This is a genomic window from Segatella copri, assembly GCF_019249655.2.
In the GTDB taxonomy this organism is placed as follows: Bacteria; Bacteroidota; Bacteroidia; order Bacteroidales; family Bacteroidaceae; genus Prevotella.
Genome location: NZ_CP137557.1, coordinates 3,525,204 through 3,550,237, shown reverse-complemented (window position 1 = coordinate 3,550,237; position 25,034 = coordinate 3,525,204). Strand labels below are relative to the sequence as shown.

General features: G+C 42.5%; 28 protein-coding genes and 2 pseudogenes. 20 read left to right on the top strand and 10 right to left on the bottom strand.

Annotated features, from left to right (window positions below; genetic code table 11):
* Nucleotides 1–173 precede the first annotated feature (173 nt).
* The 6 genes from KUA49_RS14565 to KUA49_RS14540 all read left to right on the top strand — a co-directional run bounded on the left by KUA49_RS14565 (nt 174) and on the right by KUA49_RS14540 (nt 3,971).
* Nucleotides 174–629 (top strand): hypothetical protein, encoded by a 456-nt coding sequence (locus KUA49_RS14565; protein WP_118141956.1) that lies wholly within the window; start codon nt 174–176, stop codon nt 627–629.
* Nucleotides 626–1,207, top strand: coding sequence for a hypothetical protein (locus tag KUA49_RS14560; RefSeq protein WP_259318130.1), 582 nt, complete (start codon nt 626–628; stop codon nt 1,205–1,207). Before KUA49_RS14565 ends, KUA49_RS14560 begins: the two co-directional genes overlap by 4 nt.
* Before the next feature lie 83 nt (nt 1,208–1,290).
* Entirely contained in the window at nt 1,291–1,497 is a 207-nt protein-coding gene (locus KUA49_RS14555) for a hypothetical protein (RefSeq protein WP_218413434.1), read from the top strand.
* A gap of 77 nt (nt 1,498–1,574) precedes the next feature.
* The gene (locus tag KUA49_RS14550) at nt 1,575–2,267 is read left to right on the top strand and encodes an XAC2610-related protein (RefSeq protein WP_218413433.1); all 693 of its coding nucleotides are present in this window, start codon (nt 1,575–1,577) and stop codon (nt 2,265–2,267) included.
* Between the two features lie 389 nt (nt 2,268–2,656).
* Nucleotides 2,657–3,280, top strand: coding sequence for an XAC2610-related protein (locus KUA49_RS14545; protein WP_218413432.1), 624 nt, complete (start codon nt 2,657–2,659; stop codon nt 3,278–3,280).
* A gap of 250 nt (nt 3,281–3,530) precedes the next feature.
* A complete protein-coding gene (locus KUA49_RS14540) occupies nt 3,531–3,971 on the top strand; it encodes a hypothetical protein (RefSeq protein WP_118082132.1) in 441 nt (146 codons plus the stop codon).
* 159 nt (nt 3,972–4,130) lie between these two features.
* On the opposite strand, the gene KUA49_RS14535 is transcribed toward KUA49_RS14540, so the two are convergent.
* The 5 genes from KUA49_RS14535 to KUA49_RS14515 form a co-directional block, all read right to left on the bottom strand.
* Nucleotides 4,131–4,337, bottom strand: a complete 207-nt coding sequence (locus KUA49_RS14535) for a copper resistance protein NlpE N-terminal domain-containing protein (protein ID WP_254953997.1) — start codon at nt 4,335–4,337, stop codon at nt 4,131–4,133.
* A gap of 381 nt (nt 4,338–4,718) precedes the next feature.
* A complete protein-coding gene (locus KUA49_RS14530; protein ID WP_118141974.1) occupies nt 4,719–5,471 on the bottom strand; it encodes a hypothetical protein in 753 nt (250 codons plus the stop codon).
* Nucleotides 5,472–5,506: 35 nt separating this feature from the next.
* Nucleotides 5,507–6,457: a relaxase/mobilization nuclease domain-containing protein gene (locus KUA49_RS14525; RefSeq protein ID WP_118141966.1), complete on the bottom strand. Its 951-nt coding sequence runs from the start codon at nt 6,455–6,457 to the stop codon at nt 5,507–5,509.
* The gene (locus KUA49_RS14520; protein WP_118141968.1) at nt 6,454–6,867 is read right to left on the bottom strand and encodes a plasmid mobilization protein; all 414 of its coding nucleotides are present in this window, start codon (nt 6,865–6,867) and stop codon (nt 6,454–6,456) included. The genes KUA49_RS14525 and KUA49_RS14520 overlap by 4 nt, the downstream gene beginning before the upstream one ends.
* A 184-nt stretch (nt 6,868–7,051) precedes the next feature.
* Nucleotides 7,052–7,534, bottom strand: a complete 483-nt coding sequence (locus KUA49_RS14515; RefSeq protein WP_218413431.1) for a DUF3408 domain-containing protein — start codon at nt 7,532–7,534, stop codon at nt 7,052–7,054.
* 397 nt (nt 7,535–7,931) lie between these two features.
* On the opposite strand from KUA49_RS14515, the gene KUA49_RS14510 reads away from it, so the two are divergent.
* Both KUA49_RS14510 and KUA49_RS14505 read left to right on the top strand, forming a co-directional pair.
* Nucleotides 7,932–8,243, top strand: coding sequence for a helix-turn-helix domain-containing protein (locus tag KUA49_RS14510; RefSeq protein WP_008656559.1), 312 nt, complete (start codon nt 7,932–7,934; stop codon nt 8,241–8,243).
* A gap of 82 nt (nt 8,244–8,325) precedes the next feature.
* A complete protein-coding gene (locus KUA49_RS14505; RefSeq protein ID WP_318331629.1) occupies nt 8,326–8,634 on the top strand; it encodes a helix-turn-helix domain-containing protein in 309 nt (102 codons plus the stop codon).
* A gap of 238 nt (nt 8,635–8,872) precedes the next feature.
* Here the strand turns inward: KUA49_RS14505 and KUA49_RS14500 are convergent, their stop codons facing one another.
* Genes KUA49_RS14500 through KUA49_RS14490 form a run of 3 tightly spaced genes read right to left on the bottom strand, consistent with a single transcriptional unit; the run spans nt 8,873 to nt 11,716 of the window.
* Nucleotides 8,873–9,235: a hypothetical protein gene (locus tag KUA49_RS14500; RefSeq protein ID WP_008628592.1), complete on the bottom strand. Its 363-nt coding sequence runs from the start codon at nt 9,233–9,235 to the stop codon at nt 8,873–8,875.
* Complete coding sequence (locus KUA49_RS14495; RefSeq protein WP_318331628.1) at nt 9,232–10,455, bottom strand: site-specific integrase; 1,224 nt, start codon at nt 10,453–10,455, stop codon at nt 9,232–9,234. Before KUA49_RS14495 ends, KUA49_RS14500 begins: the two co-directional genes overlap by 4 nt.
* A gap of 31 nt (nt 10,456–10,486) precedes the next feature.
* The gene (locus tag KUA49_RS14490; protein WP_318331627.1) at nt 10,487–11,716 is read right to left on the bottom strand and encodes a tyrosine-type recombinase/integrase; all 1,230 of its coding nucleotides are present in this window, start codon (nt 11,714–11,716) and stop codon (nt 10,487–10,489) included.
* A gap of 290 nt (nt 11,717–12,006) precedes the next feature.
* Here KUA49_RS14490 and KUA49_RS14485 point away from each other — a divergent pair.
* The 3 genes and pseudogenes from KUA49_RS14485 to KUA49_RS14475 form a co-directional block, all read left to right on the top strand.
* Nucleotides 12,007–12,201: pseudogene (locus KUA49_RS14485) on the top strand (tyrosine-type recombinase/integrase); the annotation flags it as partial.
* A gap of 64 nt (nt 12,202–12,265) precedes the next feature.
* A complete protein-coding gene (locus KUA49_RS14480; protein ID WP_318331626.1) occupies nt 12,266–13,477 on the top strand; it encodes a site-specific integrase in 1,212 nt (403 codons plus the stop codon).
* Nucleotides 13,474–13,836, top strand: a complete 363-nt coding sequence (locus KUA49_RS14475) for a hypothetical protein (protein ID WP_008628592.1) — start codon at nt 13,474–13,476, stop codon at nt 13,834–13,836. Before KUA49_RS14480 ends, KUA49_RS14475 begins: the two co-directional genes overlap by 4 nt.
* 232 nt (nt 13,837–14,068) lie before the next feature.
* On the opposite strand, the gene KUA49_RS14470 is transcribed toward KUA49_RS14475, so the two are convergent.
* A complete protein-coding gene (locus KUA49_RS14470) occupies nt 14,069–14,377 on the bottom strand; it encodes a helix-turn-helix domain-containing protein (protein ID WP_008656558.1) in 309 nt (102 codons plus the stop codon).
* Nucleotides 14,378–14,459: 82 nt separating this feature from the next.
* Nucleotides 14,460–14,771: a helix-turn-helix domain-containing protein gene (locus KUA49_RS14465; protein WP_144155427.1), complete on the bottom strand. Its 312-nt coding sequence runs from the start codon at nt 14,769–14,771 to the stop codon at nt 14,460–14,462.
* A 396-nt stretch (nt 14,772–15,167) separates the two neighbouring features.
* Here KUA49_RS14465 and KUA49_RS14460 point away from each other — a divergent pair, with 396 nt between their 5' ends.
* From KUA49_RS14460 to KUA49_RS14420, 9 genes and pseudogenes are all read left to right on the top strand, one after another.
* Nucleotides 15,168–15,647 carry a DUF3408 domain-containing protein gene (locus tag KUA49_RS14460; protein ID WP_153096049.1) on the top strand — a complete coding sequence of 160 codons (480 nt, stop codon included), beginning with the start codon at nt 15,168–15,170 and terminating at the stop codon, nt 15,645–15,647.
* A gap of 184 nt (nt 15,648–15,831) precedes the next feature.
* Nucleotides 15,832–16,245 (top strand): annotated as a pseudogene (locus KUA49_RS14455) (plasmid mobilization protein).
* A complete protein-coding gene (locus KUA49_RS14450; protein ID WP_218413212.1) occupies nt 16,242–17,192 on the top strand; it encodes a relaxase/mobilization nuclease domain-containing protein in 951 nt (316 codons plus the stop codon). The pseudogene KUA49_RS14455 and the gene KUA49_RS14450 overlap by 4 nt, the downstream one beginning before the upstream one ends.
* 32 nt (nt 17,193–17,224) lie before the next feature.
* Nucleotides 17,225–17,980: a hypothetical protein gene (locus KUA49_RS14445; RefSeq protein WP_218413213.1), complete on the top strand. Its 756-nt coding sequence runs from the start codon at nt 17,225–17,227 to the stop codon at nt 17,978–17,980.
* A 293-nt stretch (nt 17,981–18,273) separates the two neighbouring features.
* Nucleotides 18,274–18,456, top strand: a complete 183-nt coding sequence (locus KUA49_RS14440; RefSeq protein ID WP_218413214.1) for a hypothetical protein — start codon at nt 18,274–18,276, stop codon at nt 18,454–18,456.
* 83 nt (nt 18,457–18,539) lie between these two features.
* Nucleotides 18,540–19,910, top strand: a complete 1,371-nt coding sequence (locus tag KUA49_RS14435; protein ID WP_218413215.1) for a radical SAM/SPASM domain-containing protein — start codon at nt 18,540–18,542, stop codon at nt 19,908–19,910.
* 54 nt (nt 19,911–19,964) lie between these two features.
* The gene (locus tag KUA49_RS14430) at nt 19,965–22,289 is read left to right on the top strand and encodes a TonB-dependent receptor domain-containing protein (RefSeq protein ID WP_218413216.1); all 2,325 of its coding nucleotides are present in this window, start codon (nt 19,965–19,967) and stop codon (nt 22,287–22,289) included.
* A gap of 19 nt (nt 22,290–22,308) precedes the next feature.
* Nucleotides 22,309–24,510, top strand: a complete 2,202-nt coding sequence (locus KUA49_RS14425) for a peptidase domain-containing ABC transporter (protein WP_218413217.1) — start codon at nt 22,309–22,311, stop codon at nt 24,508–24,510.
* Nucleotides 24,511–24,523: 13 nt separating this feature from the next.
* Entirely contained in the window at nt 24,524–25,000 is a 477-nt protein-coding gene (locus KUA49_RS14420; RefSeq protein WP_256624894.1) for a hypothetical protein, read from the top strand.
* Nucleotides 25,001–25,034 lie beyond the last annotated feature (34 nt).

Here is a 25,034-nt window from a genome sequence, read left to right as displayed (position 1 = left end):
CTCGAACACCGAACCGACGGCACCGATGCCTTCGACACCCTCTACATCGGCTGCGAGAAGTTCCCACAGCACGATTTGTATCCAATTTGCGTTGGTGGAGTGAGATAATGCAATAAAATCGGAGAATTGCCGTTTTTATGGTGTAACTTTGTGAGGTAAATTAAGAAATAACAATGAAAATAACGATAATCAATAAAATCCTATTATGCTTTATCTGTAGCATTGTTCCTTACATATCTAAGGGCCAATGCTTGGACTCATTTAAAAGCGTGTGTTTACCTGACAGTATAGCGGAACAAATAGAAAACAACTATGAATATAAAAAGGCAAATGCAAGTAAAAATGTTGTAAACCTTATCTCTCCTAATAATTATCTTTGGGGAGATGGAATATATGCCTTCAAGGGTATGGGACCGCATTTTCCAAGACGAATCTTTGCATACAAAGGGGGACGATTATTCATCTTTAATAGCCGAGGGGACTATAATCCAGAAGGTGTTATTACGGAATTCTGCTCTTGTATAAAAACACTAAATTTGACACATAAGGAAATTGTCGATTATCTGAATGTAATATGCTTATATTTACAGGAAGAAGCGGAAACTGATTATGGAGATACAATAAAGTGATTAAAGATATTCTTGTTTTTATATTGGCCTGTATTATTGGAACATCGTGTAGTAATAAAACAAAGCGTGTAAATACGAATTTCAATGAAACTCATGCTAATAAAGATATAAAACCATCTAAAATGAGTTTTGCATCTTTAGGTACTTTTTCAAATAATGTTGAATCTGCGTTAATACCTTGTTATGACTTAAATATTGACAAGTATATTCAAAAGTCAAAAGAAATTTTTGACTGGATGGAAATTATGGAATATCCACCTCATATATTTACCTGTCAAAATGGTTGTTATTTCTTATTATCTATGACAAAGAATGTCACAGGATTAGATACAAATTTTTATCACTGGCTTATTTTAAACGCCAAAGGTGAAGTCATTGCCAACATTGTAAGTTTTTCTAAAAACATCAATAATTGTTATATAAAAGATGGGAAAATACACATGGTCACCTTTGACTATGACGATGAGTTCTTCTTTAAGGAGCAGTCAGAACGAATACCTATAAAAGAAAGAGACTTCATTGTTGGGAAGAAGTTGATTTTATACAAAGAGAATAAATTTTACGTTGAAGCAAGGTAATGAATTTGAAGATATTGAAGCGGAATCCCTCCGAATCCGCCTTTCCATAAAACCTTTGTCTTGCGCCCAACCAACGTAGGACAATGGCTTTTCCTTCTTGGGCAGCAGCCATCGGCTTCATCTCCTGTTACGCTTCGCTTCATCTGCACCTTTTTGGTGAAAACAACCTGAATCAGGAGAAGACCTTCTCGAACACCGTAACGACGGCACCGATGCCTTCGAAACGCTCTATATCGGCTGCGAGAAGTTCCCACAGCACGATTTATATCCAATTGCTATTGGTGGAGTAAGGAAATTGCTAATTTTTGCAGAAAATAAAAAGAAATTCTGTATCTTTGTCGCAATAAAAATAAAAATAAAAAGAAGTATGAAAAAGATAGTTTTTATTCTACTCATTTTTTGTAGTTTTCTTGTAGTATGGGGATGCAATAAGAATAAAACGAAATGTGTTCCACAGAAAGAAGCAACTTCTGATTCTTCTATGAGAAGTAATGACGACACTCTAAGCCTTATGATAGAGCATGAGGTTGACGATGTTGATTATGGCGTGATTATAAAACGTGGCGACAAGACCATTCATCGCTTCGGATACAAATATCCTGAAGATGATGATCTTGTACCAAATGAAGAACGTATTGATAGTTGTCTGTTGACTGACTTGAATTTTGACGGTATAAAAGAAGATGTGCTGTTTTATTTGGGTAGCTTTGGTGCTTCTGGCACTGAACATTTTGATGCATATGTTTGGAATCCTAATACTGAGCATTATGACAAAATTGAAGAATTCAAAGATATTCCAAACCCCAAAATCAGCGACAAATACAAATGTATTCTTTCAAGAGTGTATGTTTCTTCCGCAGAGAACGAATATGCAAAATATGTATGCACCAATGGACATCTCATTAAGGTTGCCGAATTGAGACAATATTGGAAAGGGAACATTTATCCAGAGCGAGACAGGGCTGTTTATGAAGAGCATTTTATTAAAGCTAATGTTTGGAAGAGAAACTTGAAACTAAATCAAATTAGCGATTTCTGGAAACCGGTCGTACCGTTTTGATTATATCCAATTGGAGTTGGTGGGGTCATATAAAAAATAAAAGGAATTATGGGCAAATATCGCTTTCCATAATTCCTTTCTAATTTTTTTCTTTTTAATGAGTTGTAGATATTACCTTTTTCCCAGACAAATCATATATCTGTTCTTCCTTTTGTGGACTTATTGTAATGTTATTGACTCCTGTTGTCGGGAAATCATCCGTTTAAGGGGTAAATACCGTACAACGAGTGAAACGATTAATAAAAGTACAATCATCGCAATAATACTATTGATTTTACGTTCTTTTCAAAGAAAGGGGTTGTGTGATAGTGGCTTAAAGGCTCAAAGCACTACCTTTGCATACAATAATAAAAAATAACGCAATGAAATGATCAAAATATTTAAAGACAATGAAAAGAATTATCGATAGTACATTAGTAATACTTTCTTTGATGTTGATCTTCGGTTGCAAGGAAAGTAAGGTGGGGCAGGGAAACCCTACCAAAGACAGCATGTCTATTGACACCGATAGTGTGATTCCGGGCAAGGTCTTTACCAAGCAAGATATTGCATCGGAAGATACGCTTAACGCTGTTATAAGAACACAATCTCCCAAGTCCAAGGATTTCGATTTTGAAGTATTTATTATGCGAGGGGAGAAAACTGTACAAATTATACCTTTCTCTTATCCAAAGGACGATACCTTTGACCCAAATGGTGGTCGGAAGGATAGCTGTCTGATGGCTGATGTGACGTTTGATGGCAATAAAGATCTGTTGGTATATTTGGGACAATTCGGAAATCAAGGTGTGGAATATTGGGATGCTTATGTCTGGAATGAAGTCAAGCAGAAGTTCTTGTTTGTTCCATCATTCCATGATATTCCCAATCCTACGCTTAACGAAAAAGAAAAGATTATTGAATCTTTCAGCCGTGGTTCTGCCGTTGATTATGAGTTTGGAAAATGGAAGTTCGAGAAAGGAGTGTTTGTACAAAAAGAACTTCTGTCACACCCTCCGAGAGAGAGTGAATAGTGTTATTCTTCGTTCATCACCACTTCATGGCCTCCTTGGGAAGCAACAACTTCGTGCTTTCGTTTTATATTGGAATCTGATTTTCTTCAATTTTGCGATAGAAGAAAAAGATTTGTATGAAACCCTGTTATAGACACCTCAAATTGGGCGGTTTCACAATTGGTGAATACCGCCCAATATAAAAAATGTCTTAACAAACAAGTTTAACAAGAATGGTCAAGATTTGGCTATTCACAATAGATTTTTGAGAATGAAATATATAATAGAAATTTTCATGTGTTTATTTTTGATTTGTTCATGTGACAATCATGATGTAGAATTCAATGAAAAGGAACAGACTTTTTATATTTACAATCTGTTGCATTTTTCTATTGAGCCATTAGATAGCTTTAGCAAATCTTATACATATGACTTCTTTTTGCGGACAAAGGGAACATGTAGAGAGGTGGATACTATTTGTTTAAAAAAAAGAATATCAAAGAAATTTAAAGCGATAGAATCGTCTTCTTATAAGCAAGAATTTCGGTATAATCCTTCCTATATAAGGCTATTACCAAATACTCAATATGTAATAAGACATAACGGGATGGGAGCTAAAGTAAATATAATAAAGTATTTTTATACAGATTCTTCTGGAAATTTACATTATAAGTGTGATGAAAAGTCTAGTAGGAAATTACAAGAGCCTTAATTGTAAAGATTTTTGCTATAAAAAGAATATATAATTAGTTAGGAGAAAATATCCATAAAATCCGTGAGTGAGACACAACAACCCACGGGTTTTATTTTTATTATTTTTTCTTCAGTACACCGGTCTTTGCGCTTCTTGGCTCATTCCCAAATGAATCTATTAGATAATGCAACTATCATTCTTTATCTTGTAAAATATATTATAACCACTTGACAAATGTTCTAACATCAGAATACTGCCGTCAAGCACTTTGAAGATACCGTTCAACACTTCACTACTATCCGAATCGTTTGTAGATTCCTGCTTCAAGCAATACGTTCCATCTTCATTTAGTGTGAGTGTTGTTTCAACATTAGGTGGCAACACACCGCAATATGTTCCTGCAATGGAATCCAAGTCAATACTGTTTTCTTAGACTGTCGTATATTCTTCGGCTTTAACGGAATCAATATCGGCATCATTTTGTTTCGTATCACATAAGATATAAGATGCAACAAGTGAGATAACCAAAACTGCTATAATTATCTATTTCTTCTTCATAGCCATCATAAAAATAAAAAGTGTCCGCAATGTCAAACGAGTGGCATCACGGACACGGATGAATAGTTGAGAGTTTAATGAAAGTTAGTATGCTGAAACATTGTTGATGCACGGACAAGCCCTTGCGCTATTGAATACGATGCGAATGCTGTTGGTCTTAATCTTGTCGAAACGAAGAATGCGCTTGTACCCGTTGGTCGTTGTCTATTATTTCTGATTAATTTTCTTTTTAATTTCATTCGCTTCTTTAAATAGGCTATTAGCAATGCTATCTTTAATTGCTGCCATCTGTATCATTTCGTTATGATAGCGAATTGAGTCCTCGTAAATATTTACATGAGTTCTCACTTTCTCAATAACTTCTTTATTTGGGCATACAGAAAAGTTCTTTTCGATGTATCGAACATTGGGGTCGTCAGATGGAAGAACCATCTTCAATGCACGATATTTCAAGTCTGCCTCCTCCCTGTCTTGGTGTTCTCGCCATTGGGTTAGATTGCCCCAAATGGATATGACAAGAGATAGAGCCAAGCCACCAATGAAAAGAAGAACATACTTTGAAGTTGGTTCTAAGCGGTGGGTGACAACCTTCTTTTGAGGTGTGTAACCTATTGCGTGAAGTTTTTCCTGCACATTTTTTGATGTGGCATTCAGCTCTTGTTTCACCTGATTAATTGCATCAAACAAGAGTTTGCTTCGCTGTTCTCCGTTACTTGCTTCTTTCTTGGTAAGGTCGATATAGACGCATATCGCCTCTCTTAATTTAGCCAATTTTCCAATAGTTTCCTCTTCTCTTGCAGATGCAGAAAGAATGGCTTTTTCAAGTTTGCTTGTGTCAACACTTGCAGGGCTGAGAACAGTTTCCGCTCCTGCGTACTTTGGTGAAGCAGAAAGTTCATCGACTTTCTGCTCCAATCTCTCAACTGTGCCGTAGATGGCTTCCAATAGTTCTTCTTTCATCTTTCTTTTGTTGTTTGAATGGTTTGTAACTTGCATCAAAGGCTAAAGCCTCTTCTGCGTTTCTTCTTTTTCTTCTTGGATGATTCATCCTCTGGGAATTGCTCAAAGGTCTGTGCATTGGCAGAAGCAAAAAGTCCTATGGAAGAAATACCATCCCAAGGGTCTTGGCTGCACTCCGACACGAATGGCACCTGCTCATTCTTGCGACAGCCTTGCTCATATTGCTGAGTAGAATTGGCTCTTGCTGATAAATGGTTCTCCGTTCCCTCAAACATTGCATCCAACTTGCCAAAGCTGTATTCTCTGCAAATCTGCGTACCCTTGAAACTATATCCGTCCTTGCTGAATCGGATGCCTTGTACCTTGGTTCGCTCCTTGTCCTTATAGACAAGCTCCAAGTGGACACCTCGTCTTGCAAGTTCATTCTTGAACTTCTGCCAGCTATCTGCGGCTTTCAAGGCACCTTTAACGGCATTGTGAATCTCGTATTTTGCACGCTCCGCATTGCGTAACTTGCGAGTATTAGTATTGCTCTTGTCCGTTCCGTAGGTCAGTCCATATTTGGATTTTAGAACCTTGGTAACTTGCTCATTACGCCTGTAATCATTCCTGTCTGATATGAGCTTGCCATCGTTATTGATGCGGTTATATACGATATGACAATGTGGATTGTCCGTGTTGTGATGCCTTACGATGATGAATTGGGTATCGGTGATGCCCATCATCTGCATGTATTCAATGGCTATTTTAGCCATGAACTCATCCGTCAAGCGTGGCTTGTCCTCGGGCTTGAAGCTCAATGCAATGTGTCCCACAGGCTTCTTAATCCTTGGATTTAGTTGCCTTTGTAGCTCAAAACTTTGCGCCATCTCGGCATTCGTACCGAGTAACACATCATCCGAGGCAATGATTTTCGCCTCGTCCTTGCCTGTAACATAGCGGATGCAACCACCAAATGAGCTGCCCTTCTTTAGCTTGCCTATCATGTGGTATCCTCCTTTCTGCCCATACTGCTTGGCTTCGGTTTATAACTTGCTTGGCGATACTCGCCAAGGATTTCTTTCAATCTTCTCAACAAGTCCACCACATATACATGGGTCTCATGGAAACCTCTCTGATGCGACAGCTTGGCAAGTTGGTTGAGGTTGTTCGCCATGCCAATGAGATGCTTGGCGATGGCTACCGTCTCTGCGTTGTGTCCGCTGACCACCTCGCCGTTCAAGGCGGACTCACGAATGTACTCCGCCAATTTGCGGTTGGCTTTTCTCGCCCTCAGTCTCAATGCCTCGTAGCTTGGCTTCGAGAACTTTACCGTGACAGACTTCGACAGCTTGCGAACCCTGCCCGTGGGCGGTCTTCCGCCCTTTCTCTTGTCTTGTTCCTGTATGTTTGTCATTCTATATACTGATTACAGTTGGTACACTCACTTTCTGCGACCGTCGGGAGCAAAATTTCTCCGCCCTCATGGTGGAGCGAGGCGTTTTGGGGTTCCCAAAACATAACCTCGCTCCCTCTCAGAACACGTTAGTTGGAACTACAGCCTTCCAGCTATCCACGTCCAAGGTCGCAGACCTTAATTCTCACAATTTACGCCAAGCCTCGAAGTCCTCTTCATAAAGGCTTATGTGGTGGCGCACGATGTTCTCGATGATGCCCGATACGCTCATGCGTCTCCCTCCGAGGATGCGGACGACACGGTCAAGACGGTCTCGTACATCGGAACTGACGAAGACTGGCTTGCGGTCGTCAATCCTTGGAACTTGGAGGAAGGTCTGCTGATACTCCTCCAATGTCGCCTTGCGCTGCTTGCCACTGATGCGCTTCTGCGGATTCGGTGGCGATTGAGCCTCGTTCGTTGATGTTTCCTCTCTATAGGGAGTTGTTGCAGCAACTTTCTCTACAATTGCTCTCAACTCTGGGTTCTCTACATCATCATAGAGAGAATTACAACTACTTGGGTTGGCTTTGTTGCCATACGTAGATGGTTTAACAAAATCCAAATACTCTTTTTCCATCAGCTCCTTTTGCCCAGGAGCCAAGACTACATCTTTTGTTCTTGCCATAGCTTATGCTGTTTTATTTGTTAGTATAGTGGTCACGGTATGCACCATTGACCGATTGTCGGGAGCAAAGTAAGTGTACTGAGTGCAGCCATGCAACTGATTGGGTATAACGTGGCAATTTAGTTGTGGCTTGCTTATTTGCATACCGAGATAGTTGTGAGAACTTCAACGTATTTCTCAACTCATCATTGTTCATGTATCCGTTGCAGTCGTGCAAGTTTTTCTTGTTGCTTTTGGCGTTGATGTCGGCAAACCCCGGCAACATACTGCCACAGAAATTGAAAACGCTTGTTTTTAGATTGCCGTGCCTTATCTTTGCACTCACAAGCGTGGAGCACAGCATATGCGTGGAGCTTTGCGACATATAACATAGTATTAACTTAGAAAAAAGAAAAGTATGGGATTCATCGTATTCGAGGAAGAGGCATTCAACTATCTTGATGCCCAGTTGGAGAACTTCGTGAAGCGCATGGACAGAATCCGTGAGCGCAGTGAGGACAAGACCATGAACAAGTGGCTCGACACGCAGGACGTGTGTCAGACGCTCAACATCTGCCCACGGACAGTGCAGACGCTTCGGGACAACGGAACTTTGGCTTATACGCAAATCAGCCACAAGACCTACTACAAGCCGGAGGACGTGATGGCTATCGTAGCAGTAGTGGAGGACAAGAAAAAGGACATGCGTTTTCGCAAGCGCACAGGTTAGGCTGTCAATATACAACAGCCACTTTATCCAATGCAGCAAGTAAACCGAGTAACGTAAGTATCAACAATAAAACGAGACAACTATGAGCAATGAAGTAATGACAAGAAACAGCGAGTGGATGAACCACATCGTGAACCACCTCAACCGAATGGTTGACAATTTTGAACGTGCCGTGATGAACTACCGCCCCATGCTTGACGGTGAGCGCTTCATGACGGACAAGGATCTTTGTGCCAGGCTGCAACTGAGCCGAAGAACCCTGCAGGACTACCGAAACAACGGTGTCATCCCGTATATCCAGCTTGGCGGAAAGATACTCTACCGCGAGTCCGACATTCAGAAGATTCTGATGGCTAACTATCGTGAGGCGTACAGAATGAATGGCTTGTAGGAGAAATACATGTCCTTGATGAGTGGGGTGAAATGAACAAGGCGACAACGTATAACTTACCGAGCGTGGCTGTTATAGGTTGTCGCCTCGTTTTATTGGCTATACCGAGTTGTTCGTGTTTGCCGGGTATCATTTGTGTTACCTGTATAAATCTAATACCATGCTAAAACACACTGCGGTGGTTCGCCCAAGTGGCTGGAGGCGCAAAGCCTCCAAGGAACGTTGCTTTATGGCAGGTCTATGCCATTGCATTCTCTGTAAAGATACAGACCAGTTTAGTGCGGCTTGTCTGTCTGCCGATGACGGACTGCATGATGAACTCCCGAAAGGCTCTGCTCTCAATGCTGTCAATACGAAAGGCTACCGCAATGACGAGTTCAAGGCTATACACATCATAGCTGATGCGGTCGTTCTTCCTGACATGACGGCGTACACCCTGCTCTTTCAGAATGCCGTCCTTGAATACAGCCTTGACAGCCTTGCGCACATAGCAGCCGAACACATTATACATGTCGGCAATCTCCTGCATGGTCATCCATACAGTATCGGTCGGCATGGATACCGTTCCGCTCTCGCTGATAGTTATAACTCCTCTGTTCATTTTTCGTCCTCCTTATTTCTCTTTTGGTCAGTTTCTTTTGTTTTTCTGCGTTGCATCAGTTTGTCCATGTCTATGGAAATCTTGTTATCGGTGATAACGGCATAGATTTGGGTGCTTCGCAGATTGGAATGTCCCATCATCTTGGCAACGCTTTCCATTGATATGCCAGAAGTAACCATGTTTACTCCGAATGTATGTCTTGCAACGTGTGCGGTAAGGTTCTCATTGATACCCAAAGCCACACCGAGTGAATGAAATTCAAACCACATGGAATCACGTGAAGAAAGAGGGAAAACAGGTTTGCTATCATCCGCTGTATTGTATAGCGACATTATTTGTTCAGCTATCGGATGCAAGGGAATGAACGCTTCGTTGTTGGTCTTTGCTCTTTTCTCACGGATGTATTTTCTACCGTCTGCCGTCATCCCGATATGGTGTGGATACAGGTTACGTAAATCGACATAAGCCAAACCTGTAAGGCTGGAGAAAACAAACATTCTGCGTGCCAACTCCAAAGCCTTATCCTCCATAGGAGTCTCCATAATGAGCAGCAAGTCATTTCTGGATATATGTCTACGCTTTGGTGAGCCTTTCTTTTCATATCCGACATCTTCCAGTGGATTGAATTTCAGCAGACCTCTGTCAACAGCGATATAAACCAAGCGTTGCAACCAACAAAGATTATGGTTCGTATTGGATGCACTATACCCTTTGCCAATCAAGAACAACTTATAAGATTTGCCAAATTCCTCAGTCAAATCTTCAAATGCAATGTCATTCATTCCTCGTAACCCGATGAACTCTCGCAAGTTTAGCTGCGATGTCTTAGATTGGCGATAAGAAGATGTTGAGTTAATACGGATAGAGCGCAGCCTAAGGCGTTCACGCTCCTCCTCGCCAGTGGCAAGCAATGTCATCGGGATAGTATTTGCATCAACAATAACATTCTTCAGAATCTCGGCGGTAACGATGCCCTTTTCCTTTGTTGCCTGCTCGTAGGCTTCGTCAATTCTTTGTCTGAACGCTTGCAGTAGTCCGTTCACTCTTGCATTCTTGGCTTCACCTTTTTTCGTGTCCCATTCTTCGGGAGCACAGTAAAGACCTGTTGCTATGGCTGACACTTTGCCGTCAATCGTGATACGGCAAAATATAGATGTGGTTCCGTTTGCCTTTACTCTGCCACGGTTGATATAATAAAACTGCTTGTATGTACTTCTCATTGTTATGTTCCTTTCTTATTTTGTGATAATATTACAGGACAAACTTGAAGTCTTTGTTGGCTTCGATGAACTTGTCCATATCCTCAAATAGCTTTTTCGGGGTGACACGTGCATAGATTTGCGTGGTCTGAATGTTGCTGTGACCAAGCATTTTGCTGATAGTCTCTATCGGAACACCTTCTTCGAGCGTAACGAGCGATGCGAAACTGTGCCGTCCAACATGATAGACCAAATCCATACTTATGCCAGATAGTACTCGGAGACTTTTCATGTTACCTCTCAGCACTCGAAATTCCTGTGGCGGTAAAAGAGTAGGTCTTGTCGGGTCTTTGTATTTCTCCAACATGGCAAGCGCCTCTGGTAGTAACTTCACACGTGCAAGCATCTTGTTCTTCTTTCTGTGGTATTTAAGCCAAAGGCTGCCCTCCTCATCACGAAAGAGGTTTTCTTCCGTGATGGAAACCGTATCGGCATAAGCCGTGCCTGTATAGCAGGCGAAAAGAAAAAGGTCACGGGTCAAAGCCAACGATTTTCTTCGCTCTGGTATTTCGAGGTTACGAATTTTCAGGAAGTCCTCACGTGTCAATGCCTTTGGTGGATTCTCTTTCTTTTGAGGTAGCTTGAAGTGCATGAAATGATAACGCTCGGAGTGTCCTGCCTTGAAAGCTATTCGGCAGGTCTTCTTCAAGATGGCGAGATAGTGGCGGACTGTATCAAGTGCAAGACCTCTCTGGTCCAAGCAAAAGTCCATGTACTCACGGATAAACTGCTCGTCAAGCTCACCGAATGCCACATCGTCAGTTCCATAACGCTTCTTGACGAACAATGCCAATGTCAGGCGAGTGTACTGGTAGTTTGGAAGCGTGCCTTTCTTGTAGTCGATGCCGATTCTTGACTCAATGTCCGCAATGATGGCGTCAAGCTGTTTCAACAAGGTCATCTGAGTGTCTGCACTGCATTGAAACAGATCCTTTATCGCCTTTGCGTCAAAATCCGTTTTGTGCTCCACAAGTGACTCGTAGGCTGAATTTATTGCCAGCAACAGCTTGTCAATCTTGGCGTTCACTTCCACAGCCTCCTTGCTCTTGCCGTCAAGTCTGCTCTCACGTGGATTCCATAACTTTGGCGTACATGACAACTTGCAACCGAACTGCGCCATTGTTCGGTTGAGGGTGATGCGTCCCATGATGGGAGCCTTACCGTTCTTGTCCAATCCGCTCTTTTTAAGGTAGAGCAACACCTTGAATTTTTCAACTTTCATCTGCTTACTTTTTTAGTTTGCAAAAATAATCAATCAGTAAGCATTCTCTGTCATTGAAAGTTGTGCAGAACTGTGCAACAAACACTGGTGACAAACTATTTGTTTTTCACCTCGTTAGCAGTGTTGGTTTCGGTAACTGACCGCTAACGGTTTGGTAACTGAAATAACTCAATATCCTGCTCGGCTTTGCTTTGCAGCCAATTGGCAGAATTATGAAATATTGCTCATTCTCAACCACTTGCAGTTCATTTCTCTCATCTTCACTTTCCGTTGCTTTTGCTTAAATTGTGCACATGAGACGACACTCGTTTGCCAGCCTCATTACGCTGGAGGCTGGTGTGCCGATGGAGACCATCTGCAAGATGCTCGGTCACAAGGATGTGAAGATGACGCAGCGGTATGCGAGAGTAACCCAAAAGAAGCTGTTTGAGGACATGGACAAGTTCATCGCTGCAACCGAGAAGGACTTTATTCTCGCATTATGAACAGGGCTTTCAACTTTTCTTTTTACAGTTTCAACTACATTATTATATTATAAGGACAACAACTATGAGCAGAAGTACATTTTCAATTTTGCCTTACATCAACAGACTGAAGGTGAAGGCAGACGGAACAGCCAACATACTTTGCCGCATCACCGTTGACGGCAAAAGTGCAGCCATTTCCACAGGCATATCCTGTACCCCACAGGAGTGGAACGCCAAGAAGGGAGAGGTACGGAACGCAAGGGACAACGGACGATTGGCAAGTTTCCTTGCTGAGGTCAAGGATAAATACAACTCACTTCTTACCACCAATGGCATCATCACCGTGGAAATGCTGAAGGCTGTGTTGAAGGACAAGGACACGACAGGAAGGTTCTTGCTGAACTTTGGTGATACCATCGTGGAATGGTATCGAACCTCAAAAGCCAGACAAACCTTTCTGCACAAGCGGACATGGCAGAAGAACCTGAGAGCCTTTGTCCATTCGTTGGATAAGGACGACATCGCCTTTGAGGACATAGACGAGAATTTCGGGGAGGAATACAAGCTGTTCCTGAAACGAGACCAGGGACGTATCGACAGCTACGTGAACCATTGCCTTCTCTGGCTGAACATGTTGATGTACAAGGCAGTGGACAGGAGCATTATCCGCTTCAATCCCATAGCCAAGATAGGGTATGAGAAGAAGGCAGCCCCGAAGATGACCCATATCAGCAAGGCAGACTTCATCAAGATGCTCTCTACCCCGATGGCTGACGAGCGAACGGAGCTTGCACGCAGATGTTTCATTTTTGCCTCGCTCACCTCCTTATCCTATATAGATGTAAAGAAACTGTACCCTCACCATATCAGTGAGAACTCCTATGGTAGGAAGTTCATCCGCAAGGAAAGAGAGAAGACAGGAGTGGAGTTCTTCGTGCCACTCCATCCGATAGCCGAGAAGATTCTTTCGCTCTACAATACCACGGACGACAGCAAGCCTGTTTTTCCACTGGGTGAGAAGAAAGACATCTATCTTGATGTGCATACCCTTGGAATGGTACTTGGCATAAGCAATAAGTTGGGATTCCACGCCAGCCGCCATACATTCGGAGTCTTGATGCTCAACGAGGACATTCCCATCGGCAGCATAGCCAAGATGATGGGACACGCAGACATCACAAGCACACAGGTCTATGCGCAGGTGACGGAGCAGAAGATTTCAAATGACATGGATAAGCTTATTGCCAAGCGAGAAAGGAACAGATTATCGAACGAAAAAACTATTGGAAAATGAACAGAGGAGTTATAACTATCAGCGAGAGCGGAACGGTATCCATGCCGACCGATACTGTATGGATGACCATGCAGGAGATTGCCGACATGTATAATGTGTTCGGCTGCTATGTGCGCAAGGCTGTCAAGGCTGTATTCAAGGACGGCATTCTGAAAGAGCAGGGTGTGCGTCGTCATGTCAGGAAGAACGACCGCATCAGCTATGATGTGTATAGCCTTGAACTCGTCATTGCGGTAGCCTTCCGTATTGACAGCATTGAGAGCAGAGCCTTTCGGGAGTTCATCATGCAGTCCGTCATCGGCAGACAGACAAGCCGCACCAAACTGGTCTGTATCTTTACAGAGAATGCAATGGCATAGACCTGCCATAAAGCAACGTTCCTTGGAGGCTTTGCGCCTCCAGCCACTTGGGCGAACCACCGCAGTGTGTTTTAGCATGGTATTAGATTTATACAGGTAACACAAATGATACCCGGCAAACACGAACAACTCGGTATAGCCAATAAAACGAGGCGACAACCTATAACAGCCACACTCGGTAAGTTATACGTTGTCGCCTTGTTCATTTCACACACTCATCAAGGACATTCTCCTACACACCTTTCATTCTGTACGCTTCACGATAGTTAGCCATCAGAATCTTCTGAATGTCGGACTCGCGGTAGAGTATCTTTCCGCCAAGCTGGATATACGGGATGACACCGTTGTTTCGGTAGTCCTGCAGGGTTCTTCGGCTCAGTTGCAGCCTGGCACAAAGCTCCTTGTCCGTCATGAAGCGCTCACCGTCAAGCATGGGGCGGTAGTTCATCACGGCACGTTCAAAATTGTCAACCATTCGGTTGAGGTGGTTCACGATGTGGTTCATCCACTCGCTGTTTCTTGTCATTACTTCATTGCTCATAGTTGTCTCGTTTTATTGTTGATACTTACGTTACTCGGTTTACTTGCTGCTTTGGATTAAGTGGCTGTTGTATATTGACAGCCTAACCTGTGCACTTGCGAAAGCGCATGTCCTTTTTCCTGTCCTCCACTACTGCTACGATAGCCATCACGTCCTCCGGCTTGTAGTAGGTCTTGTGGCTGATTTGCGTATAAGCCAAAGTTCCGTTGTCCCGAAGCGTCTGCACTGTCCGTGGGCAGATGTTGAGCGTCTGACACACGTCCTGCGTGTCGAGCCACTTGTTCATGGTCTTGTCCTCACTGCGCTCACGGATTCTGTCCATGCGCTTCACGAAGTTCTCCAACTGGGCATCAAGATAGTTGAATGCCTCTTCCTCGAATACGATGAATCCCATACTTTTCTTTTTTCTAAGTTAATACTATGTTATATGTCGCAAAGCTCACGCATATGCTGTGCTCCACGCTTGTGAGTGCAAAGATAAGGCACGGCAATCTAAAAACAAGCGTTTTCAATTTCTGTGGCAGTATGTTGCCGGGGTTTGCCGACTTCAACGCCAAAAACAACAAGAAAAACTTGCACGACTGCAACGAATACATGAACAATGATGAGTTGAGAAATACGTTGAAGTTATCACAGCTGTTCTCATTCACCCACAAGCAAGCCACAACTAAATTGCCACGTTACACCCAATCAGTTGCATGGCAGCACTCAGTATACTTACTTTGCAGCCGACAATCGGTCAATGGTGCATACCGTGACCACTATACCAACAATTTAAACAAGTTAAGCTATGGCAAGAACAAAAGAAACGAAAATGTTTCCTGAACAGCAGGAAAAAATGACACAGGAGGTGATGGCTTCGCTTCAACCATCCACTTATGGTAAAGACTATGCCCAAAAACATAGCTCTTTCTTTGAAGAGGTGGAGAACTCCGATTTAGAAGTTGTGACAGAGAATGTGGCTGCAACAACCTCCAACATGGAGGACGAGCTGACGAACGAGGTTCAATCGCCACCGAATCCGCAGAAGCGCATCAGTGGCAAGCAGCGCAAGGCAACACTGGAGGAGTATCAGCAGACCTTCCTCCAAGTTCCAAGGATTGACGACCGCAAGCCAGTCTTCGTCAGTTCCGATGTACGAGACCGTCTTGATCGTGTCGTCCGCATCCTCGGAGGGAGACGCATGAGCGTATCGGGCATCATCGAGAACATCGTGCGCCACCACCTAAGCCTTTATGAAGAGGACTTCGAGGCTTGGCGCAAATTGTGAGAATTAAGGTCTGCGACCTTGGACGTGGATAGCTGAAAGGCAGTAGTTCCAACTAACGTGTTCTGAGAGGGAGCGAGGTTATGTTTTGGGAACCCCAAAACGCCTCGCTCCACCATGAGGGCGGAGGAATTTTGCTCCCGACGGTCGCAGAAAGTGAGTGTACCAACTGTAAACAGTATATCGAATGACAAGCATGCAGGAACAGAACAGGAGAAAGGGCGGAAGACCGCCCACAGGCAGGGTTCGCAAGTTGTCGAAGTCTGTCACGGTGAAGTTCTCGAAGCCAAGCTAAGAGGCATTGAGGCTGAGGGCGAGAAAAGCCAACCGCAAGTTGGCGGAATACATCCGTGAGTCCGCCTTGAACGGCGAGGTGGTCAGCGGATACAACGCAGAGACAGTAGCCATCGCTAAGAACCTCATCGGTATGGCAAACAACCTCAACCAACTTACCAAGCTGTCGCATCAGAGAGGTTTCCATGAGACCCATGTATATGTGGTGGACTTGTTGAGAAGATTGAAAGAAATCCTTGGCGAGTATCGCCAAGCAAGTTATAAACCGAAGCCAAGCAGTATGGGCAGAAAGGAGGATACCACATGATAGGCAAGCTAAAGAAGGGCAGCTCATTTGGTGGTTGCATCCGCTATGTTACAGGCAAGGATGAGGCGAAAATCATCGCCTCGGATGGTGTGTTACTCGGCACGAATGCCGAGATAGCGCAAAGTTTCGAGCTACAAAGGCAACTAAATCCAAGGATTAAGAAGCCTGTGGGACACATTGCACTCAGTTTCAAGCCCGAGGACAAACCACGTTTGACGGATGATTTCATGGCTAAGATAGCCCTTGAATACATGCAAATGATGGGTATCAACGATACCCAATTCATTATCGTAAGGCATCACAACACGGACAATCCACATTGTCATATCGTGTATAACCGCATCAACAATGAGGGCAAACTCATATCAGACGCCCACGATTACAGGCGTAATGAGCAAGTGACCAAGGCTCTAAAATCCAAGTATGGATTGACTTACGGAACGGACAAGAGCAAGACTAACACTCGCAAATTGCGCAATGTAGAGCGTGCAAAATACGAGATTCACAATGCAGTCAAGGATACCTTGAAAGGCGCTGATAGTTGGCAGAAGTTCAAGAATGAACTTGCAAAGCGAGGTGTTCTCTTGGAGTTAGTCTATAAGGACAAGGAGCGAACCAAGGTGCAAGGCATCCGATTCTGCAAGGACGGATATAGTTTCAAGGGTACGCAGATTTGCAGAGAATGCAGCTTTGGCAAGTTGGATGCAAGACTTGGCACAGAGTATAATCGTGTATCGCCAAGAGCCGAATCTATGCAGGGAGGACAACCAAGTTGTCACCAAGTAGAACAGACTCAACCAACGGCAGAACATACCCAAGACCCTTGGAGTGGTATTTCTTCCATCGGCTTGTTCGCTCCGTCTAATGCCCAAACTTATGAGCCATTCCCAGAGGAAGAATCCGCCAAGAAGAAAAAGAGAAAACGCAGAAAAGGCTTCAGCCTTTGATGCAAGTTACAAACTTAAAAATAGAATCGAACATGAAAGAAGAACTATTGGAAGCCATCTACGGCACAGTTGAGAGATTGGAGCAGAAAGTTGATGAACTTTCTGCCTCCACAAAGAACGCAGGAGCGGAAACCGTTCCTGCAAGTAATGACATAACCAAGTTGGATAAGTCAATCAATGCGATGTTTATCAAAGAAGAGGAAGTCAGAGGTAAAATATCCAAATTAAGAGATGCCATTATCGTTTTTGCTGACCTTATTAAGGTTGAACTTGGCAAAAATGAGCAGCGAAGCAAGTTCTTGGTTGATGCAGTCAAGCAGATGAGACAAGGGAATGATATTTCCTCAAAGGCATTGCAAGATAAACTTGAAGTAATGAACAAATCACCTCAAAAGAAGGTTGTAACCCATCGCTTCGAGCCAACCTCAAAGAATGTTCTTCTTTTCATCGGTAGCTTGGCTCTGTCTCTTATCCTCTCCATTTGGGGCAATCTCACCCAATGGCGAGAGCATCAAGATTGGGAGGAGGCAGACTTGAAGTATCGGGCATTGAAGATGGTGCTTCCATCTGATGACCCGAATATTCGCTACATCGAAAAGTATTTCAATGTGCAACGAGATGAAGATGTGATATACAAGCTCAGAACCAGAGTTGATGTTTATGAAGATTCTGTCTATCAACATCATAAAATGGTTGAGGTAGCATCATATAAAGATAGTATAGCAAGACAACTTATTGATGAATCAAATAGGATAAAAATGCAGATAAACAGTAATAAAAGTAAATGAAAACGTTATTTTTTGTATTATTATGCAAAGTATAATCACGTACAACATAGTTTAATGTAGTTTAAATATTCTCTGAAAATTACTTTGTTTCAAAAAATCTTCATACCTTTGCACTCGGAATACAAAATGAGGCAAATAATTGCAGTTTGCTTTCGTTTTGGTGCAATTGTTCCAATAACCTTTGCGCAAGGTTGATACAGCCCCGTCTGGGTAAAAAGGCGTATACTTTCCAAGAAACGTTAGATTCCAAGATTTAAAACATTAGTAGATTTTTTAAAGAAAGGAAACAGACAATGGAAAAGAAACTTAGTTTTAATGAGGTTCTTCCTATGGAGGAACTTGCTCCTGTTGAATTGGATGCTATTGTTGGTGGTAATGCCATCAAAATAGTTGGTACCAACGGTCATCACTGTAGCTGTGGAGACACAACTAAAACAACCCAAACCTCCGATTCTACATCTGTGAAGAAACCATAAGTAGTCTTTTTTGACGGTGGAGAGTGGATTGCTGTTATCAACAATCCACTCTTTATGTTAGAACATATTCCGTAATCAAGAAAATGGGAAATAATATGATTAATTTTGACGATATACACTTTATAGAGAATGGGGATGTCTCCTTGCTGTTGCATGTTCCCTCGTTTACACTTGTTAGCTTAAGTAGCGATACAGCAAATATACTTAAGTCGTTGAAAGAAGGTGCTTCAATAAGCGATGTTGCCCAAAACAGCTCTATTTCTCTCGATGAAATAAAGAACTGTTTACTGAAATTAGAGGATATGTTTAAAAAGAATTTGCCTCCTTTGACACCTAATCCAACAACGGATGTCGCAGATAGAATTACATTACATATTTCAAATGATTGTAATCTCAGATGCAAATATTGCTATGCAAGTGGAGGCAACTACAAGATGAAACGCTCATTAATGACTACGGATACCGCAAAGCAATTTTATGATTTTTGCATACATCATTTCTCTCATATTGAAAAAATTGTCTTTTTTGGTGGCGAACCATGCCTAAATTTAAATGTGATGGAATACGTTTGCTCTCTTTTTAATAGCTACAAGTTTGATGACAAACTAAAGGATATGCCTAAGTTTGCCATCATAACCAATGGTACCATACTAAATGAGCGACTGTTGAAAATTATTAGAACATATATATCTTATATTACTGTTAGCATTGATGGTAATAAGGAATTTAATGATTATAATCGCTTGGATAAAGCAGGTAATGGTTCGTTTGACAGAATAGCAAAGTTTATAGACACCGTTAAACAAATTGATAACGTTACGATTCAATATGAGTCCACTTTTACAGAATACCATATTGGAAAAGGAATTTCTAGAGATGAAATTGCTTCATATATGTCAAAACGCTTTGGTCTCAGAGGTTTTGTTGTTGACGAAATGAGTGTAAAAGAGCATGACGATGCTTATTCTATCGATAATTTGGAAAATCTTCCAGAAGGTTTTGCAAGTATTCTATGGGCTATATCATTTAAAAAGCCACTTATGTCTTGCCAAATGTCTAGTAAGCAATTTGCGGTATCTATTTTTGGGGAGATATTTCCATGCCATATGGATGTTGGAAAAGAAGGTTTAAATTTGGGGAATATTGGAGGAATAAATATATTCAATTCAGATACCATCAAAAAATCTTTCCCTTTGTTCAGTTTGCTTGCCAACAAAAGAGACTTGTGCTCCAATTGTTGGGCTCGCAATTTATGTGAGGGTTGTCCTAGGGAATTTTTTTATGATGAAAAGAACAAATGCTATCAGACAACTCCTAATGAGGATAAATGTAAATCACAAAGAGAACATATAGAAAAGATTCTTTTAAGCATATCACATTTAAGACAGGATAAAAACAAATGGCACGATTATGTACAAGGTATAAACGAGATGTGCAAAGAAAAGATTTGTTAGTATAAATGATTGCCCATATCTATGAAAAAGTATGTTTGATTAAAAAGTTGTATTATGAGAAAGTTTATCATGACAACAGCCGTGTGTTTCTGGGCAATGTCCCAGATGATGGCACAGAACATTTCGGGAAAGATTGTAGATGCCAAGGGCGAGCCTTTAGCATTTGCAAATGTAGTGCTCCTATACCGTCAAGATTCAGCATTCGTCAAGGGGACTGTGAGTGGAGAAGATGGGCGTTTTACCATCGACTCTCCTTGCAATGGCGGAATCATCAAGGTAACTTCCGTAGGATATAAGACAATATTCAAGGACTGCAAAGGTGAGAATGTGGGAGTTATTAAGATGGAAGAAGATAGTAAGATGCTCGGTGAAGTAGTGATAAAATCATCTTTGCCAAAGACCATCCTTAAGAATGGCGGAATGACAACAACCGTTGCCGGATCTGTACTTGAAAAGGCAGGAACTATGGAGCACCTGCTCGACCGCATACCTAACGTATCTGCACAGAATGGCAACATCAAGGTGTTTGGACGTGGCGAGCCTATCATCTATATCAACGGACGGCAGATGAGGGACAGAAGCGAACTCGACCGTTTGAGTTCGGACAACATAAGGTCGGTAGAGGTAATATCCAACCCTGGTGCTCGTTATGCTGCAAGCACTAAGGCTGTTATACGTATCACCACAAAGAAGATACAGGGCGACGGATTTGGATTTGACGCTACAACAGAAGGATCGTACGACGAGAAAAAGAACATTGGAGGATATGGTAGGCTGAATATGTATTACCGTAAGAACGGATTGGAGCTTGGCGCCTACGCCTATGGCTCAAAACAATCGTCGCCAGACGAGAAGGACTTGCATCAGATGACCTATCTTGACAAGACCTGGAACCAACAGGACAAAACACGTTGGAAGAACAAAACCGAAACTTTCAGTTCTCGCTTGAATGTCAGTTATCAGTTTGACGACAACAATTCGTTGGGAGCAAGCTTTAGTTTCTTGCGCAATCCAAAGCTGATAACAGACGGAAAGACGGAAGGCTCTGTGCTGAGAGATGAAGATCTGACTGAGACCAACACTTCTATCAGATCGGAGTTTGGGCAGAATAGCAACTTGTCAAGTAATATATATTATGTAGGTAAGGTAGGTAAATTGGGTATTGACTTCAATACCGATTGGTTTTGGTCGAAAGGAAACAATAAAAACAATATAGATGAGCATTATCAGGAAGTGAACTCGGATATGCAAAACCAACTTGTAAACAGTACCACTTCAAAGTACAACCGCTTGATAGCTTCCAAAACGGTGCTCTCTTATCCGCTTTTGGGTGGTGACTTGTCTGTAGGTGGCGAGTATTCGTTCACCAATCGTAACACCAACTACGCCATCATACCAAATACTCTTGCCGACAATGTAAGAGACCGCATTAAAGAGGGCATGTCCTCTGCGTTCGTTACCTATAGTCGTGACTTTGGCAAGTTGAACATGGAAGCGGGATTGCGATACGAGAATGTTGATTTCAAATATTATGACGATGGTAAGTATATGTCGGAGCAAAGCAAGACTTACGGCAACTGGTTTCCGTCTCTCAGCCTTTCGATGCCGTTTGGCAATGTACAGATGCAGCTGAGCTATGCAGCCGACATCGATCGTCCTAACTACTGGGTATTAAGAAGCGGTGTGCAATATAGCAATCATTATACATATGAAACCGGTAATCCGTTTCTTGTCTCAGAGATTTCAAGAAATATAAGTTACGACCTCGCCTACAAATGGCTGACTTTCAACTTGACTTATGAACATGTATCCGATCCGATATATCAGACTGTAGAGATGTATAAGGACAATGCCACCATAGGATTGATGAGGATGATAAATGGCAAATCTTACAACAATGTGTCTTCTATGCTCACCTTGCAGCCTGCCTTTGGCATCTGGCATCCTATGCTGTCAGCTATGGTTGAGAAGCAATGGTTCAAGTTGGAGACAAGGGACGGACATTATCTTAACAAGCCTGTAGCTGAGCTAAAACTCAACAACACCTTCGATACGAAATGGGCGATGTTCTCCGTTATGACGACTTACATCACAAAGGGATATGAGGAAAACCATTACATCTACAAGCCGATGTTCAACACCGACCTGTCTATATACAAGGGCTTTCTGAAGGACTGCCTGACTTTCCAGCTTTATGTCAACGACGTGTTTGGCACGAACGACAGTCACATAATAGGCAAGTACGGCAAACTGAAGGAAACAATCTTTGATGAGTTCTCAACAAGTAAAATCTCATTGACAGTCAGCTATAAGTTCAATGTTACTCGAAGCAAGTATAAGGGTACAGGAGCAGGTCAAAGCCAGAAGGATAGAATGTAATTCTACGATGTTCTTTAAAATGAGAAAAATAACAATTATACATCAACATGACTCCATGCAATGCGGAATAGCCTGCTTGCAAATGGTATGTAAATATTTCGGCAGAGAATACACTTTGGATTCTCTGTCGAAACTTTGTTTTGCTACTGCGGAAGGAGTCTCTCTGTTAGGTATCAATGAGGCAGCAAACACACTTGGCTTGCATACTACATGCGCTAGAGCTACAACTATGGTGCTAGGTGAAGTCCCTTTGCCTTGTATCCTTCATTGGAACCAAAATCACTTTGTTGTCTTGTATAAAGTCAAGAAAGGAAAGAACTTCTATGTAGCAGACCCAGGAAAGGGATTGGTTGTTTATACGTTAGAGGAGTTCAAGCAACATTGGATAAGCACGAGCTCCAATGGTGAAGACAAGGGCATTGCTATGTTCTTGGAAACCACTCCTGTTTTCTTTACTTATAAGATGCAAGGTGAAGAGAATATCAAAGAGAAGCGGTCTTTCCGCTTTCTCTTTGGGTATGTGAAGAAATATCGCAAGTACTTCGGGCAAATCATTTTGGGCTTGATAGTCGGGAGCCTCTTGCAGCTTGTCCTGCCGTTCCTCACTCAGTCTATCGTGGATGTCGGCATCAAGAATCAAGATATTGGCTTTGTTTGGCTTATTCTGTTGGGACAGTTGATGCTTACAATCAGCCGAACGGCAATAGACTTTATCCGCAGATGGTTGTTGCTACACATATCCTTGCGCATCAACATATCATTGGTTAGCGACTTCTTTATCAAGCTCTTGAAGTTGCCGATGTCTTTCTTTGATACGAAGCTCATGGGCGACTTGATTCAGAGAATGAACGACCATAGCCGTGTGAACAACTTCCTCACGCAGCAGACACTCAATATTACCTTTGCCATACTTACCTTCTTGGTGTTCTCGGTGGTGCTGTTCTTTTATAACAAGTTAGTGTTTGCCATCTTCTTGTTGGGAAGCATCCTCTATGGCGCATGGATGACCTTGTTCTTGAAGCGGAGAAAGGTGCTTGATTACGAACTGTTTGAGCAGCAAGCCATCAACAATAACAAAACTTATGAGTTTATCACCTCCATGCAGGAAATCAAGTTGCAGGATTGTGAACAACGTAGAAGATGGGAATGGGAGGACACGCAAGCAGACTTGTTTGGGGTGCAGATGAAATCTCTCAAACTCCAACAGACACAGGAGGCAGGAAGTATCTTCATCAACGAGGTGAAGAACATCATTATTACGGTTGTAGCAGCAACCGCCGTGATTCATGGGCAAATGACACTCGGTATGATGCTTGCCGTGCAATACATCATCGGACAGCTCAACTCACCTGTAGAGCAACTGATGAACTTCTTCTATTCTCTGCAAGATGTGAAGATTAGCTTGGAGCGTATCAACGAGATTCACCAGATGGATGATGAGAACGGAAAGGAAGGCTTGCTAACTTCCATCGAGGACAAGAGTGAGGGAATTGACATCAAGAACATCATGTTCAAGTACGACCCACATGCTTTGCGTAAGACCATAGACGATGTGAATATTCACATTCCGCAAGGTAAGGTGACAGCTATTGTTGGTGCTTCTGGCAGTGGAAAGACCACCCTCATCCGTTTGATGCTTGGTTACTATCCTGTTTTGGAAGGACAAATCAACATTGGTAACACCGACATCAACAAGCTCAACAAGAAATGGTGGCGCAGACAATGTGGTGTTGTCATGCAGGATGGTGTTATCTTCTCGGAGAGTATCGCACGAAACATAGCCGTTGATGATGGCGACATAGACAAGAAACGATTGTTGAAAGCAGCAGAGATAGCTTGTATTAAGGAATATGTGATGGCTTTGCCTCTGAAGTTCAACACCAAGATTGGACGTGATGGCGTGGGACTGAGCCAGGGACAGAAACAACGCATCTTGATAGCAAGAGCTGTTTATAAGAATCCAGACTATATCTTTCTGGACGAGGCGACCAACTCGCTCGATGCCAACAATGAGAGAAGCATCGTGGAGAACTTAGATAAGTTCTACAAGGGAAAGACTGTTGTGATTGTGGCTCATCGCCTAAGCACGGTGAAGAATGCCGACCAAATCGTGGTCATCGACCATGGTAAGGTGGTAGAGGTAGGCAACCATGAGTCTTTGACCGCCAAGCGAGGGGCATACTATAACCTTGTGAAGAATCAGTTGGAATTGGGAAACTAAAAATACTTTTGATATGGAACAGAAAGAAAAAGAATCAGATAACATCGAGTTGAGAAGCGAGAAGGTGAGGAACGTGATAGGCAAAGTTCCTCCTCGCCTCGTCAGCTTGGGAACGGTTGTCATTACGATAATAGTCCTCGCCCTCGCAGTTGCTTTCTACAAGATACCTTATCCTATATCCATAGAGGCTAATGGTGAGGTCGTCAATCAAAGAACGATGCAGGTGTTTGTACCATACAAGTATTTGTATCTTTTCGATGAGCCAAGGACGGCTCATGTATCTTTCGAGGGTAACGACAATGTATCTTATAACTGCAACATTATAAGCCATAATGCCAGGCTCATACATAGGGAAGATGGCAACTATTTTATGGCTATAGCCACAGTGAGCACACAGGGACAAAATACTCCTATACTGCAAAAGTATATGAAAGCCGATGTCAGGATCATCGTAAGCAACAAAACGTTGTGGCAGCAGGTATTTGGATAATTCTAGTAAGCAAATATAAAAAATGACACTTTGT